15 protein-coding genes are annotated in these 14,999 nt (G+C 70.4%); 7 read left to right on the forward strand and 8 right to left on the reverse strand.

Going from position 1 to position 14,999, the window contains the following annotated elements:
- Window positions 1-3: 3 nt before the first annotated feature.
- Both P3102_RS13045 and P3102_RS13050 read right to left on the reverse strand, forming a co-directional pair.
- Window positions 4-1,656, reverse strand: a complete 1,653-nt coding sequence (locus P3102_RS13045; protein ID WP_276371140.1) for a serine/threonine-protein kinase — start codon at window positions 1,654-1,656, stop codon at window positions 4-6.
- Between the two features lie 133 nt (window positions 1,657-1,789).
- A complete protein-coding gene (locus P3102_RS13050) occupies window positions 1,790-2,476 on the reverse strand; it encodes a TVP38/TMEM64 family protein (protein ID WP_276369272.1) in 687 nt (228 codons plus the stop codon).
- Window positions 2,477-2,500: 24 nt separating this feature from the next.
- On the opposite strand from P3102_RS13050, the gene P3102_RS13055 reads away from it, so the two are divergent.
- The 4 genes from P3102_RS13055 to P3102_RS13070 all read left to right on the forward strand — a co-directional run bounded on the left by P3102_RS13055 (window position 2,501) and on the right by P3102_RS13070 (window position 5,792).
- Window positions 2,501-3,058 (forward strand): GNAT family protein, encoded by a 558-nt coding sequence (locus tag P3102_RS13055; RefSeq protein WP_276369274.1) that lies wholly within the window; start codon window positions 2,501-2,503, stop codon window positions 3,056-3,058.
- Between the two features lie 19 nt (window positions 3,059-3,077).
- Window positions 3,078-4,100, forward strand: a complete 1,023-nt coding sequence (locus P3102_RS13060) for a DNA polymerase domain-containing protein (protein WP_276369275.1) — start codon at window positions 3,078-3,080, stop codon at window positions 4,098-4,100.
- Window positions 4,101-4,351: 251 nt separating this feature from the next.
- Window positions 4,352-4,744 carry a DUF6221 family protein gene (locus P3102_RS13065; protein WP_276369277.1) on the forward strand — a complete coding sequence of 131 codons (393 nt, stop codon included), beginning with the start codon at window positions 4,352-4,354 and terminating at the stop codon, window positions 4,742-4,744.
- A gap of 7 nt (window positions 4,745-4,751) precedes the next feature.
- Complete coding sequence (locus P3102_RS13070; RefSeq protein ID WP_276369279.1) at window positions 4,752-5,792, forward strand: LLM class flavin-dependent oxidoreductase; 1,041 nt, start codon at window positions 4,752-4,754, stop codon at window positions 5,790-5,792.
- A gap of 85 nt (window positions 5,793-5,877) precedes the next feature.
- Here the strand turns inward: P3102_RS13070 and P3102_RS13075 are convergent, their stop codons facing one another.
- On the reverse strand, window positions 5,878-7,470 hold the full coding sequence (locus tag P3102_RS13075; RefSeq protein ID WP_276369280.1) for a helix-turn-helix domain-containing protein: 1,593 nt from the start codon (window positions 7,468-7,470) through the stop codon (window positions 5,878-5,880).
- 129 nt (window positions 7,471-7,599) lie between these two features.
- Here P3102_RS13075 and pruA point away from each other — a divergent pair, with 129 nt between their 5' ends.
- Entirely contained in the window at window positions 7,600-9,237 is a 1,638-nt protein-coding gene (gene pruA, locus P3102_RS13080; protein ID WP_276369282.1) for an L-glutamate gamma-semialdehyde dehydrogenase, read from the forward strand.
- Between the two features lie 19 nt (window positions 9,238-9,256).
- The gene (locus P3102_RS13085) at window positions 9,257-10,186 is read left to right on the forward strand and encodes a proline dehydrogenase family protein (protein WP_276369283.1); all 930 of its coding nucleotides are present in this window, start codon (window positions 9,257-9,259) and stop codon (window positions 10,184-10,186) included.
- A gap of 87 nt (window positions 10,187-10,273) precedes the next feature.
- On the opposite strand, the gene P3102_RS13090 is transcribed toward P3102_RS13085, so the two are convergent.
- Entirely contained in the window at window positions 10,274-10,633 is a 360-nt protein-coding gene (locus tag P3102_RS13090; RefSeq protein ID WP_276369285.1) for a thioredoxin family protein, read from the reverse strand.
- Between the two features lie 89 nt (window positions 10,634-10,722).
- Between P3102_RS13090 and P3102_RS13095 the strand changes: the two genes are divergently transcribed.
- Window positions 10,723-10,965 carry a DUF2630 family protein gene (locus P3102_RS13095; protein WP_037343824.1) on the forward strand — a complete coding sequence of 81 codons (243 nt, stop codon included), beginning with the start codon at window positions 10,723-10,725 and terminating at the stop codon, window positions 10,963-10,965.
- Between the two features lie 163 nt (window positions 10,966-11,128).
- On the opposite strand, the gene P3102_RS13100 is transcribed toward P3102_RS13095, so the two are convergent.
- The 4 genes from P3102_RS13100 to P3102_RS13115 all read right to left on the reverse strand — a co-directional run bounded on the left by P3102_RS13100 (window position 11,129) and on the right by P3102_RS13115 (window position 14,993).
- On the reverse strand, window positions 11,129-12,694 hold the full coding sequence (locus P3102_RS13100; RefSeq protein ID WP_276369286.1) for an alpha/beta hydrolase: 1,566 nt from the start codon (window positions 12,692-12,694) through the stop codon (window positions 11,129-11,131).
- Window positions 12,695-12,764: 70 nt separating this feature from the next.
- Window positions 12,765-13,844 carry an ATP-dependent DNA ligase gene (locus P3102_RS13105; protein WP_276369288.1) on the reverse strand — a complete coding sequence of 360 codons (1,080 nt, stop codon included), beginning with the start codon at window positions 13,842-13,844 and terminating at the stop codon, window positions 12,765-12,767.
- Window positions 13,845-13,872: 28 nt separating this feature from the next.
- Window positions 13,873-14,460, reverse strand: a complete 588-nt coding sequence (locus tag P3102_RS13110; RefSeq protein WP_276369290.1) for an alkaline shock response membrane anchor protein AmaP — start codon at window positions 14,458-14,460, stop codon at window positions 13,873-13,875.
- Window positions 14,457-14,993 carry a DUF6286 domain-containing protein gene (locus P3102_RS13115; protein ID WP_276369292.1) on the reverse strand — a complete coding sequence of 179 codons (537 nt, stop codon included), beginning with the start codon at window positions 14,991-14,993 and terminating at the stop codon, window positions 14,457-14,459. The genes P3102_RS13110 and P3102_RS13115 overlap by 4 nt, the downstream gene beginning before the upstream one ends.
- Window positions 14,994-14,999: the final 6 nt, after the last annotated feature.

The following is a 14,999-nucleotide window of genomic DNA, read 5'->3' on the forward strand; positions in this document are numbered from 1 at the left end:
GCGTCAGTTGCCGAGTACTCGCGTGTCGGCGTCGATGAAGTACTGCCCGTCGATCTGGACCACGCGCAGCGCCGGACGCGAGCCGCCGTTGATCGTGATGTTCATGTCGATCGACCCGTCGGGGTTACCGCCGCCGCTGTCGGCGCGCGCCTTCTCCGAGCCGGTGACCTTGTGAGCGGACCAGTAGTCGGCGAAAGCCTGCTCCGAGCCGTACACGGCCTTCGCGGCGTCAGTGAGCTTGTTCCAGCTCGCGGACGTGCCGATCTTGTTCGTATCGAAGAAGTCCAGCAGGAAGGTGCCCACGCTCGAGTAGCTCGTGACCTTTTCGCTCGGGGTCTTGCCCAAGCCGGCCTGCGCGGCACGTGACGAAGACGGGGCACTCGACTTGGGCGCCGAGACGCTGGGCTGCGGGTTCGTCCCGGTGTGGTCGCCGGCCTGAGGGGTGGCCCCGTTGCTCGAATTCAGCACCAGGAACACGATCACGGCGATCACCACGACCGCGGCACCGCCACCCGCGAACAGGACGGCTTTGCGTTTGGCGTCGGCAGGCTTGGCGGGGGACGGCCGCGTCGGGGCGGCCGCGGACGGCGGCGGGCTCATCGCGGCGACCGGACGCGGCGGTGTGTTCGGCGGGGCCGACGACGAGCGCATCGGCATGAAGGCGGCCGTCGGCGTGGGCGTCTTGGCGGGCGGCGGAGGAGCCGCCGCGGCGGACTGCGCCGGCTTGTCGGTCCGTTGCCACGGCGGCCGGTCCCCGCCGGGGATGCCGTGTCCCGGGGTGTCGGGCACGGCGGGCTGTCTGCCGCCGCCCGCTCCGAAGAGCCGCGGCGACGCCGCCGTGCCCGCGGCGGACTCGTTCGCCGCCAGCGCGGCGAGGCGCTCGCGGGCCTCGGCCATCGTCGGGCGTTCGGTCGGCTCGGCGCGCAGGAGGCTCATCAGCAGCGCCGTCGCGGGGCCCGCCTGCTGCGGCGGGTTGATCTGCCCGTTCGCGGCCGCGTACAGCAGCGCCAGCTGGTTGGAGCTGTTCCCGTACGGCGTCTGGCCCTCGATCGCCTGGTAGAGCGTCGCGCCGAGCGCGAAGACGTCGGAGCTGGGCACCGGGTCCGAGCCGCGCGCCAGCTCGGGCGCGAGGTACGCCGGGGTGCCGCCGATCAGGCCGGTCTGGGTGAGCGTCATGTCACCGGCCGCGCGGGAGATGCCGAAGTCGGTGATCTTCGCGGTGCCGGACTCGTCGATCAGGATGTTCCCGGGTTTCACGTCGCGGTGCACGATCCCGGCGCGGTGCGCGGCGACCAGCGCCGACGCGACCTGCTCGCCGATCTTCGCGACGCGCCCCAGCGGCAGCGTGCCTTCGCCGGAGATGATCGCCGAGAGGCTCGGGCCGTTCAGGTACTCCATCACCAGGCAGGGATCGCCGCCGTGCTCGGCGATGTCGAACACCACGATCGCGTTCGGATGCTGGAACCGGGCCGCGTTCTTCGCCTCGCGCATGGCGCGCTGGCGCATGTTGTCACGTTCGGCCTCGGAGACACCCGGCTGGGGGAGGATCTGCTTGACCGCCACCGAGCGCTCGAGGCGGACATCGATGGCACGCCAGACCACCCCCATGGCACCGCTACCAATTTGCTCGACCAGGCGGTAGTGCCCAGCGATCAGCTGACCGGTGTCGATGGCGACTGCTCCTGACACATTCTCTGACGAACACATCCCGGGTGATGGTGGCGTTACGCGACCTGACGGGTCCCGCGCACCCGATCGAGTGTAGCGGGCGATGGTTTCGGTTCCGGCGTCAGCTCGCCGGTGCGGAGGCGGGCGATTCTTCCTCGTCGTGTCCTCCGGGTGCCGGACCGGCTTCGCGCCGGAAGACCGTGAACAACCCGATGGCCCCCGCGGCAGCGAACACGGCGTAACAGATCAGCAGGGCGGGCGGTGTTTCCCCGGTGAGCGCGTCGCCGAGGACGACGACCGCGATCGTGCCCGGCAGGCTGCCGAGCGCGGTTCCGATCAGATACGGGGCGAAGCGGACCGAGGACACTCCGCACAGGTAACTGAACGGAGCGAACGGCACCATCGGGATCAGCCGTAAGGAGGTGATCGCCAGTACCCCGCCGTCGGAAAGCCGGTCGTTGACCGCGCGGACCTTCGCCCGGTGCAGGTGCCGGGTGACCAGATCGCGGCCGAGTGCCCTCGAAAGGGTGAACGAGATCGAGGCGGCGACGATGGTCGCCAGGAGGCCGACGACGATGCCCGTCGTGGCGCCGAGCAGCAGCCCGCCCGCCAGGTTGAACACGGTGCGGGGGATCGGCGCGACCGTCAGTACCGAGTAGACCAGGAAGAACACCAGTGGAGTGGCCGGGCCGGTCTCGGCCGCCCAGGCACGCAGCCCGGCCGGGCTCGGGAGCGGCAACAGGACCGCGGCCGTTACGAACAGGACGAGCACGGTGAGCGCGAGGATCAATTTGGTACGGCCGGACACTGCGTCCACCGTACGGTATCCACCGTGATCGATACCGAGGCGCTGCGGACGCAGCCCGAACTCGTCGGCGAGAACGTCGTGCTCACCCAGCTCGACGAGTCCTACTTCGAGACCGGCTGGGAGGCACTGTGGAACCCGGAAAGCCGCAGGCTGACCGGTACGCACACCGAGTTCACCGCCGACCAGATCCGGACCTGGCTGGCCGGACGGCCGGGTCTGGACGATCGCGCGGACTACGCGATCGTGCGCCAGGACGATCGCGCGCACGTCGGCGATCTCGCACTCACCGACGTCGACAAGGACAACCGCTCGGCGGCGTTCCGCATCGCGTTGAACGGCCCGGAGTTCTACGGCAAGGGTTACGGCACCGAGGCGACCAAGCTGGTCCTGGAGTACGCCTTCGGCGTCGTCGGCCTGCACCGGGTCTCGCTCGAGGTCTTCGACTACAACCCGCGTGCCCGGCGCGCCTACGAAAAGGCCGGGTTCGTCGGCGAGGGGCTCCAGCGGGAAGCGTTGTGGTGGGACGGCGAGTGGCATGACGTCATCACGATGGCCGTTCTGAGTACCGATCCCCGGCCCTGATCGGCGCTACGGTGGGCGCATGCCCAAGAACGGTGAGCCGATCGAGGTCGAGGCAGGCGAGCGCAAGGTCCGGGTGTCCAGCCCGGACAAGGTGTATTTCCCGGCCAAGGGGATCACGAAGCGCCAGGTCGTGGAGCACTACGTCGCGGTCGGCGAGCCGCTGTTGCGCGCGATCGGGGAGCGGCCGACGACGTTGAAGCGCTACCGCGATGGTGTCGAGGGTGATTGGTTCTACTCCAAGCGCGTGCCGAAGGGTGCCCCGGAGTGGGTGGAGACCGCGAAGATCACCTTCCCGTCGGGCCGGACGGCGGAAGAGGTCTGCCCGACCGAGCCCGCCGTGTTCGCCTGGGCGGCGAACCTGAGCACCTTCGACTTCCACCCGTGGCCGGTGCGGCGGCCCGACGTCGACCATCCCGACGAACTCCGCATCGACGTGGACCCGCCGGACGAGGCGGGATTCTCCGACGCGGTCGAGGTCGCCGCCGTGGTGCGTGAGGTCCTCGACTCGGCGGGGCTGGTCGGCTATCCGAAGACCTCGGGCGGCCGCGGCGTGCACGTCCTGGTGCGGATCCGGCCGGAATGGGACTTCATCGACGTCCGGCACGCGGTGATCGCGCTGGGCCGCGAGGTCGAGCGCCGGATCCCGGAGAAGGCGACCATCGCGTGGTGGAAGGAAGAACGCGGCGGCCGGGTTTTCATCGACTACAACCAGGCCGCGCGCGACCGCACCGTGGCGTCGGCCTGGTCGGTCCGCGGCACCCCGCGCGCGACGGTGTCCATGCCGCTCACCTGGGACCTCCTGACCGAAGTGGACCCGGACGACTTCGACGTCCTTACCGCAGGCGCCTTCTACGCCGAACGCGGTGACCTGCACGCGCCGATGGACGAGCGGGCGTTCGGCATCGAGACCCTGCTGGAGTGGTACGCGCGGGACGAACGCGACCGTGGTCTCGGCGAGATGCCGTATCCCCCGGACTACCCGAAAATGCCGGGCGAGCCGAAGCGTGTCCAGCCGAGCAAGGCGCGGAACGACCCCGCTTGATGGCTTGCGGACGGGAACGCATTTCGTGACGACTTGTGCGTTCTCGGTGACCGATTCGTACCGGCGATCCGCTTTTTCTTCGTTTTGCTCCCGGAGTGATTGCGCTTTCGTGTCGATCCAGAAACCAGTCACCGCCGCGCGGTGGATCGATACGAGACTGTGTGACGCACGGGACCCGGCCGTAACGCCGGGCTTCCTGCCAGCGACATTTCCCTCCGAACACTAGGCTGGGGGAGGACGAAGGAGTACCTGTGGACGACCTGATCGCCTTTCTCGCCGCGCGGGTGGGGCAACGCCAGGCGGTGATCATGCAGGCGGTCAAGAAGACCGAGATCGACGAATCGCTCAATCGTGGTGAGACCAAGGTCGTCATCGAAAAGAAGATCCGTTCGCTGAACGACATCGAACTCGACGCGGTCAAGCAGATGATCAACGAGATCGAGGCGACCCGGCGGCTCCTGCAGGCGCACCGCACCACGGTTTCCGAGAAGGTCCCGGGTTTCCCCTTGTACGGCAATGAGTATTGGTGCGAGACGTGCCATGTCCCCGCCGACGAGGCCGGCACGAACTGGTGCCTCACCCTGCGGCTGCTGGCTCTGCCGCACGCCGATCACCCGGACTACAGCGAGCGCTGGCGCCCCTGACCGGGGAATGCCCGCCGGGTGCGGCCGCGTTGACCCGAAGGTGATCAGGCTTTCGGTACTGGACCGGTCCCCGACCCGCCGCGGTGGCGACGCGCCTCGCGCCCTGCGGGAGACGGTCGCCTTCGCGCGGGACATCGAAGCCTTGGGCTATCACCGGTTCTGGGTTTCCGAACACCACAGCGTGCCCGGCGTCGCAGGCTCGGCGCCCACGGTCCTGGCGGCCGCGGTCGCCTCGGCGACCGAGCGGATCCGCGTCGGCACCGGCGGCGTGATGCTGCCGAACCACCGGCCGCTCGTGGTCGCGGAGCAGTTCGGCGTGCTCGAATCACTCTTCCCCGGCCGGATCGACATGGGACTGGGCCGGTCGGTCGGGTTCACCGGTGGCGTCCGGCGGGCGCTCGGCCACGAGAAGGACGACGCCGATCGCTTCGGCGACCAGGTCCGGGAACTGCTGGGCTTCCTCGCGGGCGACCAGACCGCGTATCCGGGCGTGCACGCCGTGCCGGCGGAAGGCCTGCGCGTGCCCGCCTTCCTGCTGGCCACCGGGGCCGGGGCGAAGCTGGCCGCGGAACTGGGGCTGCCGCTGGTGATCGCGCCGGTCCGGGGTGAAGGGCCGCTGCTCGAAGCCATCGAGGGTTATCGCTCCCGCTTCCGGTCTTCCGCGCAGGCTTCGCGACCGTATGTCGTGGTGTCGACGGCGATCGCGGTCGCCGAGTCGACCGAACGGGCCCGCCGGTTGCTGATCCCCGAAGCTTGGTCGACGGTCTACTCGCGGACGCACGGCGTCTTCCCGCCGCTTTCGCCGGTGGAGGAGATCCTCGCCGGGCCGCTGTCGGATCGCGATCGGGAACGGCTGGACCGGGCGCTCGACGGCCAGCTCGCCGGCACTCCCGATGAGCTGGGCGACCGGCTGGCCGACCTCGTCGCGAAGACCGGCGCCGACGAGATCCTGGTGACCACCAGTACCTTCGACCAGGCCGAGCGGCTGGACTCCTATCGCGGGCTGGCCGAGGTCGCCGGGCTGCGCAGCCTGGCGGCCGTGTCCTGACCCTGCCCGTGTTCAGTCCGCTGGATGCGGTCCTTGCGCGTGCAACGAAGGCATCCAGAGGACTGAACGCGGGGGCGGGAAACGCCTAGAGGCGCAACAAGAGCTGGGTGAGGATGCGCTGCGCGGGGTCGTCCAGGTCGATGCCGGACACCTCGCCGGCGCGGCGCACCCGGTAGCGGACCGTGTTCGGGTGGATGTTCAGCTCGCGCGCCGCTTTGCGCACGTCACCGAACGCGTCGAGGTAGGCGAGTACCGCGGGCACCAGGATGCCGCCGTGGTCGGCGTCGTGCGCGACCAGTTCGGCCAGCCGCGGATCGCGGATGCGCGGCTGCTCGCTCACGAAGGCGAGCACTTCCGAAAGCAGGACCTCGGCGCGGACGTCCGCCAGCGAGGCGACGTCCGCGGTCCCGTGCCCGCGCGCCATCGTCGCCAGCACACGGTCCGCGTCGCCACGGGAGGCCGCCGCGTCGGAGAGGCGCGGCACGACACCGCCCAGCGCCGCGCGCACCCGGACGTCGAGATGTCGTTGCGCGGTGCCGACGATTTCCTTGGCCAGCGCCAAGATCCGCGGCTCGGCGTGCTCAGGGAGGTCGGGAAGGAGCGCGTAGACGCGGCCACCGATCACACTCACCAGCGCGCTCCGCCGGTACGCGGCGGTGTGCACGGTGATCAGATGCACCAGCTCCGCGCGGCGCAGCTGCCGGTCGGTCGCGGCGCGGTCGCGGGGGAGCGAGAAGCCCAGCACCATCGCGGGTTTCCCGGGATCGGCGCCGATGTCGTCGGCGACGGACTCCACGTCCAGACGGCCGTCGAGCAGTCCGGCCAGCAGATCCTCGCGCAACCGGAGTTCCGGGCTGGGCAAGGTCCGGTGCCGGATCAGCCGCGGCGCGAGGGCCCGGCTCGCGCCGAGCAAGGCGACTTCCGCGCTTTCGGTGAGCGGATGCGCGCCCTCCTGGACCCAGATCGTGCCCAGCGGCTGCGACCCGGCGTGGATGCCGGCCGCGATCCGCCGCCGGATGCCGAGATCGGGCCGCTCGTCGATGCGGACGATGCCCTCGCCGGCGCGAAGACGCTGGTAAACACCCCATTCACGCAGCATCGCGAGGTAGCGTTCCGGACCTTCGCGGCCGAGGATGGAGAGCCTGCGCAGTTCGTCCACCTCGTCACCGGCCCGTGAATAGGCCAGCACGCGGCTCGCGGTGTCTTCGATGCTGACGAGGCCACCGGTCAGCGTCGCGATGGTCTGCGCGAGCGAGAACAGATCGCCGAGCACCTCGCCGCTGTCCGCCTCGCCACCCGCGCGGGCCGCGTCGACGACGCCCCTGGCCAACGCCTCGACCTGCTCCCAGCGCGCTTCGTGGCCGACCTCGATCAGCGCGATCCCCGCGTCGGCCGCGACGTTCACCACGGCCATGCCGTTCTTGATCGCGACGGCGGCCGCCCCGGACCGTCCCGCCGCCCGGATCGCCCCCGCGGCGGAGCGCCCCCGAGCGCCGATCACCAGGACGAGGTCACCCGGATGGACGTCGGGTGGATCCTCCGGATCGTGGATGACGACGTCGTCCACTCCGACGCCGAGTCCGTTCGGCGCCGCGAGCACTCTGACCAGCGGCTCCCCGAGGGTGGCGAGGACGTGCCGCAGGGAGGCGCCAGGCGTCGTCTGAATAGCCGCTGTCATCACCGAATAGGCCGATCGGACAAGATGGTCACCCTGATTCTAGCCAGTCGGACAAGCCGTCGGCGGGCCGTCCGGGCTACCGTTCGGAGTAAGACCTCATATCCGGCGAAGTGCAGTCAGGAGCAGTCAGTGGACGCCGTGACCCAGACCCCCGCCCCGCAGAACGAGCCGGTGCTGACCTACGCACCGGGCAGCGCCGAGCGCGCTGAACTCGAGGGCGCGCTCAAGTCGCTGGGCAACGCCGACCCCATCGACCTCACCGCGACGATCGGCGGTGAGCAGCGCAAGGGCGGCGGCGAGAAGATCGAGGTCGTCCAGCCGCACAACCACAAGGCGGTGCTGGGCGTCATCCACAGCGCGACCGCGCAGGACACCCACGACGCGATCGCCGCGGCCAAGGCCGCCGCCCCCGGCTGGCGCGCGCTGTCCTTCGACGACCGCGCCGCGATCATCCTGCGTGCCGCCGACCTGCTGGCGGGCCCGTGGCGCGCCAAGCTGAACGCCGCCACCATGCTCGGCCAGTCGAAGACCGCCTTCCAGGCCGAGATCGACTCCGCCTGCGAGCTGATCGACTTCTGGCGGTTCAACGTCGCCTTCGGCCGCCAGATCCTCGCCGAGCAGCCGGTCAGCTCGCCCGGGATCTGGAACCGGATGGAGCACCGCCCGCTCGAGGGCTTCGTGTACGCCATCACCCCGTTCAACTTCACCGCGATCTCCGGCAACCTGCCGACCGCGCCCGCGCTGATGGGCAACGTCGTGCTGTGGAAGCCGTCGCCGACGCAGAGCTATGCCGCACACATGCTGATGCGGCTGCTCGAAGAGGCCGGTATGCCGCCGGGTGTCATCAACCTGCTCCCCGGCGACGGCAAGGCCGTCTCCGAGGTCGCCCTGACCCACCGCGACCTGGCCGGCATCCACTTCACCGGCTCCACCCCGACCTTCCAGCACCTGTGGGCCACCGTCGGCGCCAACATCTCCGGCTACCGCTCGTACCCGCGCCTGGTCGGCGAGACCGGCGGCAAGGACTTCGTGCTCGCGCACGCCTCGGCCGACGTCGACATCCTGCGCACCGCGCTGATCCGCGGCGCCTTCGAGTACCAGGGCCAGAAGTGCTCGGCCGCGTCCCGCGCCTACGTCCCGCGTTCGCTCTGGGCGAGCCTGAAGGACGAGCTGGTCTCCGAGACCGAAGCCATCACTTACGGCGACGTCACCGACCTGGACAACTTCGGTGGTGCCGTGATCGACCGCCGCGCCTTCGACAAGCACGCGGCCGTGCTGGCCAGCGCCGCCGAAGACCCCGAAATCGACGTCATCGCCGGTGGCACCGCGGACGACAGCGTCGGCTACTTCGTGCGCCCGACGATCCTGGTTTCGGACAACCCGGAGCACGAGATCTTCCGCACCGAGTACTTCGGCCCGATCCTCGCGCTGCACGTCTACTCCGACGACACCGACGAGGGCTACGACAACGTCCTGAAGCTGATCGACGAGACCGCCGACTACGCGCTCACCGGCGCGGTCGTCGCGACCGACCGCACGGCCGTCGCGAAGGCGGCCGAGGCGCTGCGCTTCGCCGCCGGCAACTTCTACGTCAACGACAAGCCGACCGGCGCGGTCGTCGGCCAGCAGCCCTTCGGCGGTGCCCGCGCTTCCGGCACCAACGACAAGGCCGGTTCGGTGTTCAACCTGCTCCGCTGGACGAGCCCGCGCTCGATCAAGGAGACCTTCGTTCCGCCCACCAGCGTCCGCTACCCCCACCAGGGCTGAGTTTCTCCAGGAGTCCGTGATGTTGCGTGCCCCGTTGCTCGCCGCCGCCCGATCCCGGCGGATGCGCGAGCTGGTCGAGGTCGTCCCCGCCACCCGATCGGTGGTGAGCCGGTTCGTCGCCGGTGCGAAGACGCCCGACGCCGCCCGGGTGGTCCGCGAACTGGCCGACGACGGCCTCCGGGTCACCCTCGACCACCTCGGCGAGGACACCACCGACGCCGAGCAGGCCGCCACGACCGTCCGCGCCTACGAGGAACTGCTCACCGCGCTGGCGGCCGACGGCCTCGCGTTCGGCGCGGACGTCTCGGTGAAGCTGTCCGCCGTCGGCCAGTTCCTGCCCGCCGACGGCGAGAAGGTCGCGCTGGAGAACGCCCGCAAGATCTGCGCGGCGGCCGAAGCGGTCGGTGCCACGGTGACCCTCGACATGGAGGACCACACCACCACCGATTCGACGCTGGGCATCCTGCGGGAACTGCGCACCGAGTACCCCTGGGTCGGCGCGGTGCTGCAGGCCTACCTGCGGCGGACCGAACAGGACTGCCGCGACCTGGCGACCGGGGGGTCCCGCGTCCGGCTGTGCAAGGGCGCGTACGCCGAACCCGAGGAGGTCGCGTTCCAGGACAAGTCCGAAGTGGACAAGTCCTACGTGCGCTGCCTGAAGATCCTCATGCAGGGCAAGGGTTACCCGATGGTCGCCTCGCACGACCCGCGGATGATCGCGATCGCCGAGAAGCTCGCGATGGAGGCGGACCGCAAGGCGGACGACCACGAATTCCAGATGCTGTACGGGATCCGCCCCGAAGAGCAGCGCCGGATCGCCGGCGACGGGAAGACGATGCGCGTCTACGTCCCCTACGGCGACGAATGGTACGGCTATTTCATGCGCAGGCTGGCGGAACGCCCGGCGAACCTGGCGTTCTTCCTGCGCGGACTCGCCACCCGGGGCTGACCCGGCCCCCGGCGGCACCGTTCCGCCGAAAGACAAAGGGGCCCTTCCCGGTGAAACCCGCCGGGAAGGGCCCCTTCTCCATACTCGTCAGGCCTCCGTGGCCGCCTCTTCCTTGAGCTTGTCCATGTCGATGTCGCGCGCCTGCTGGATGAGGTCTTCCAGCGTCTTCTCCGGGAGCGCGCCCGGCTGCGCGTAGATGACCGTCTTGTCGCGGATGACCGCGAGCGTGGGGATCGAACGCACGTCGAAGGCCGCGGCCAGCTGCTGCTCGGCCTCGGTGTCGACGCTCGCGAAAACGATGTCGTCGTGGTTGCCCGACACCTTCTCGTAGGTCGGCGCGAACTGGCGGCACGGCATGCACCAGCCCGCCCAGAAGTCGATGATCACGAAGTCGTTGTCCGACACGACCTGATCGAAGTTGGCGGCGGTCAGCTCCACAGTGCTCATGCCCGGCGTAACGAATCGGGCGGTACGCACATTCCCGCGAGTGCGCGTAGCGTCTCGGATGGAGCAACCAGGTTTTGCGGGAGGCGCAGATGGCCGACGGTGACATCCTCAGCCGGATCGACGAGCTGGTCAGCGAGGAGCACGAACTCCGTTCGCGGGCGATCGGCACCGGGCTGAGTTCGGACGACCGATCCCGGCTCGCGAGTGTGGAACAGCAGCTGGACCAGTGCTGGGACCTGCTGCGGCAGCGGCGGGCACGCGTCGAATTCGACGAGGACCCGGACCAGGCCTCGGCACGGCCGGTGTCCGAGGTGGAGTCTTACCGGCAGTAACGGCGCACGGGGTCGTCCCTTCCCGCGCGTGAGATGAAGGACGCTTTCATGGCGAAATTCGCCATGAAAGCGTCCTTCATCTCACGGCGGCCGGTGCGGTGGCGCGTCGCGAGTGGTAAGTGGCGTGAGACCGACCCCGAGTACTCACGAAACCCGACACGGCTCAGGCCGGGCACAGGGTCCCGTCGACGGGGACCTTCCCGTCGATCAGGAACGCCCGCGTCGCGTCCGCGACACACGGCGAGAGGCTCAGCGCCCCGTGCCCGGCGCCCTGCCAGGTGATCGTCACCGCGCTCGGCATCTGGTCGGCGGCCCGGCCGGTGCCCTGCTCCGGCGTGACCGGGTCGGTCGCGGTGCCCGCGACGAGGATCGGCGGCGCGCCCGGAGCGCCGGCGGGCGGAAGTGGTTCGCGGCGCACCGGCCACGGGCTGCACCACGCCAGCTGCTGCGCGGCCAGGACACCGAACTGCGGGTGCTTGTCGCGCAGGGTCGTGGTCGCGCGGGTGAGTTCTTCGGCGGAGAGCCGGGTCGCGCTGTCGTTGCATTTGGTCGCGATCGTGCCGTCCAGCCGCGACGGCCGCGCACGGGAGTCCTCCAGCACGGGTTCGGCGAACGCGGCCAGCGGCGTGACGTCGCCGGTCTGCGCGGTCTTGAGCGCTTCCGCGAGTTCGACCCAGCGCTCACGCTGCGCGAGGCCGGAGTAGACGGCGTACAGCGCGATCCCCGGCGTGATCTCCGCGCCGTCGGTGGTCGTCGCGGGGGCGGAGCGGAGCCGGTCCGCGACGGCGGTCACGGCCGATCGCGCGTCACCGATCGGGCAGCCCCTGGCGACGCAGTCGGCGCCGAACGCGTCGAGGGTGGCCTGTGCGCTCGCGGCGACGGATTCCTGCACGGCCGCGGCGTCGGGGGCCGGGTCGGGCAGGCCGTCGAGCATCACGCGGCCGACCTGCGCGGGGAACCGCACGGCGTATTCGGCGAGGACCTTCGAGCCGTCGCCGCGGCCCAGCGCGTGCAGCTTGTCGGTGCCCAGTTGTTTCCGGAGTTCTTCGAGATCACCGGCGGCGCGCCAGCTGTCCATCGCGACCTGCGAGTCGTCCAGTTCGATGGCGCACTGCTGGCCGGCCCTGCGCGCCGCGTCGACGACGTTTTCGAGGTCACCCGCGGCCGGGTCACCGCCGAGCAGGTCGGTGCGGATCTCCGCCGGGATGCACTGCACCGGCGCGGACGTCCCGGTCCCGCGCCGGTCCACGCCGATCAGGGAGAACTTCCGCAGGAACTCGGGCGGCAACGTCGCGGCCAGCCGCGCGGCGTACAGCGAGCCAGGCTCGCCGTCGACGTCGTTGACCACGGCGAGCGGGATCGGCCCGCCACCGGTCTTGACCACCGACAGCCGCGAGAGGCCGCGGCCGGGCAGGTCCGGCGCGTCGAGCGTGGTGGGCACCCTGGCGCACGAGAACTTCAGCGTGTCCGGCACGGACGGACGGCCCAGCCGCTGCCGGGTCGCCTCGTCGCAGTCCTCCCAGGTGATCGACGGCGACCGCGGTTCGGCGAGCGGCGGCAACGGCACCTGCTGCGCCGTCGCCGCCCCGCCGGGGCCGGGTTCGCCGTCGTTGTCGATCACCGCCGGCCGTACCGACGGCCCGGCGGTGCAGCCCGCGAGCACGGCCGAGACCAGGACGGTCCTCAGGATCAGCCGTGGCCTGCGGCGGACGGTGCTGGCGGGGCGCACGGGCTGGTCCTCACTCTCCGGGCATGACAAAGCTCGGGACGAGCTTCGCAGGTGACGTGTCAGGCCCCGGTTAGCGGGTGCGTTTCACCTCGCCGCGGAACACCGCGTCCAGGTCGTAGCGGGCGACCTCGTCGAGCTGGGCGTAGGTGCAGGAGTCCGTTTCGCGGTCGGGGCGCCAGCGTTTGAACTGCGCGGTGTGGCGGAACCGCGACGGATATCCGCCTTCCGTGTGCTCGTAGCCGACCTCGACCACCTTCTCCGGCTTCAGTGGCACCCAGGGGGCTTCCTTCGACTTCCACCGGGTGATCCCGCCGGGGATCCGCTGCTTCTCCCGCACGTTGTCACCCAGCCAGGGGTGCTCGGCGCCGTCGGTGATCAGCGGTGCCAGCTCCTCGGCGAGTTCACGCCGCCGGGTGACCGGGAACGAGCCGACGACGCCGGGGTGGTGCAGCACCCCGTTCTCGTCGTAGAGCCCGAGCAGGAACGAGCCGACCATCTCACCCGGTTCGCCGTCGACGTGCCAGCGCAGCCCCGCGAGCACGCAATCGGCGGTGCGCGAGTGCTTGTACTTCAGGAACACGCGTTTGCCGGGGCTGTACGGCTCGTCGAGCGGTTTGCCGATGACGCCGTCGAGCCCCGCGCCCTCGAACAGGTCGAACCAGTGCCGCGCGATCGCCGGATCCGAAGTGGCCGGGGTCGGGTGGATGCCGTCGGAGGCCAGGTTCTCCAGCCGTTCCCGCCGCTTCGCCGTGGGCTCGTCCAGAAAGGACTCGTCGCCGAGTGCCAGCAGGTCGAACGCGACGAACTCCGCCGGGGTCTCTTCCGCCAGCAGCTTGATCCGGCTTTCGGCCGGATGGACCCGGTCGGTGAGCGCGTCGAAGTCGAGTTTCCCGTCCCGTGCGACCACCAGTTCGCCGTCCAGCACGATCCGCTCGGGCAGCGTGGCCTTCAGCCGCTCGACGACCTCGGGGAAGTACCGGTTGAGCGGCTTCTCCGACCGTGATTGCAGCGTCAGTTCGTCGCCGTCGCGGAACACCAGGCAGCGGTACCCGTCCCATTTCGGCTCGAACAGCAGCCCGCCGGAATCGGGGATCGCCTTCGCCGGTTTGGCGAGCATCGGCCTGATCGGCGGCGTCAAGGGAAGGGACATGACGGCCATTCTCGCCGTATCGGCGCGGTCAGCGCACCCGTTGCGGTGCCGTCGTGTCGAGTTCGATCCGGACGGCGGTCGGCAGGACCTCGACCCCGAGTGACTCCCGCGCGCGGACCAGCACCGTGCGGTCGAGCTGCTCCCAGACCCGTTTCAGGTCGGTGCCCTCGCGTAGCCAGAGGGTGATCCGCAACGCCGGGTTCTCCTTGTCGCCGACCGCGCGGACCCGGGCGCGCCCGACCCCCTCGACGGTCTCGGCGTCGACGCGGACGGCCTCGGAAATGGCCGAAGAGGTCACCACGAGATCTTCGTCGAGTTCGAGGTCCGGACGGCCTTCCGGGCGCAGCGACCGGAAGAACCACCACAGTCCCAGCCACAGCAGAAGGACACCGAGCACGAGGGCGCCGATCCGGGCGGCGAGCGCGTGCCGGGACAGCCAGTCGAGGGCGATCGGATCGACGAGCGGCCGGGTGGCGCGGTGCGTGCCGAGCCATCCCGCGCCGACCACGAGCACCGCGGCCCCGCCGAGCAGGCCGAGGAGTCCGATGAGGACGGTCAGGACGCGTTCCGTGCCGGTGGACCGGCCGAGTGCCTTGGCGGAGACCGAACGGGTCATCGGCGGTCCTTCGGGGAGTCGACGACGACCGACACCTTCGGCCGCCGCACCAGCGGGACGTCTTCGAGCAGACCGGAGACCGTCTTCAGCAGCCGCGGTCGCAGCTCGCCTTCGGTTTCCAGCCTGCTCGTCGCGCGGACACGGATCTTCTTGGCGGTGGTGGTGACCTTCGCGCCCGCGACGTTTTCCTGCGCGCGCACGGTCACGCCCACCAGCCGCGCCAGCGAACGCGGCGAGGTGGTCACGCTGACCTCGGTCGCCGGATCGGTCAGCCGGATGGCGCGCCGCCCGGCCGCGGCCGCGGCCACGATCAGCAGCAGCCCCACGACCGCGACGGCGATCGCGAGGTAGTGGACCGGGGGAGCGTTCCAGGACAGTCCCGCGAGCCTGTCACGCCAGTCGTCCCACGGGACGAACAGCGGCCCACGCCCCGGCCGCCACCAGCCCCAGCCGACCTCAAGCGCCAGCAGGACCCCGGCGGCGGCCAGCGCCAGGCCGATCAGGGCGGACAGCAGGCGGACGAACAAACGCATACCGGT

The organism is Amycolatopsis sp. QT-25, from assembly GCF_029369745.1.
GTDB lineage: Bacteria > Actinomycetota > Actinomycetes > Mycobacteriales > Pseudonocardiaceae > Amycolatopsis.

Coding starts and splice junctions, on each gene's coding strand:
- P3102_RS13085 (WP_276369283.1), top strand. CDS start 9,257: ATGTTGCGTGCCCCGTTGCTCGCCGCCGCCCGATCCCGGCGGATGCGC.
- P3102_RS13075 (WP_276369280.1), bottom strand. CDS start 7,470: ATGACAGCGGCTATTCAGACGACGCCTGGCGCCTCCCTGCGGCACGTC.
- P3102_RS13090 (WP_276369285.1), bottom strand. CDS start 10,633: ATGAGCACTGTGGAGCTGACCGCCGCCAACTTCGATCAGGTCGTGTCG.
- P3102_RS13060 (WP_276369275.1), top strand. CDS start 3,078: ATGCCCAAGAACGGTGAGCCGATCGAGGTCGAGGCAGGCGAGCGCAAG.
- P3102_RS13105 (WP_276369288.1), bottom strand. CDS start 13,844: ATGTCCCTTCCCTTGACGCCGCCGATCAGGCCGATGCTCGCCAAACCG.
- P3102_RS13110 (WP_276369290.1), bottom strand. CDS start 14,460: ATGACCCGTTCGGTCTCCGCCAAGGCACTCGGCCGGTCCACCGGCACG.
- P3102_RS13070 (WP_276369279.1), top strand. CDS start 4,752: ATGCCCGCCGGGTGCGGCCGCGTTGACCCGAAGGTGATCAGGCTTTCG.
- P3102_RS13095 (WP_037343824.1), top strand. CDS start 10,723: ATGGCCGACGGTGACATCCTCAGCCGGATCGACGAGCTGGTCAGCGAG.
- P3102_RS13115 (WP_276369292.1), bottom strand. CDS start 14,993: ATGCGTTTGTTCGTCCGCCTGCTGTCCGCCCTGATCGGCCTGGCGCTG.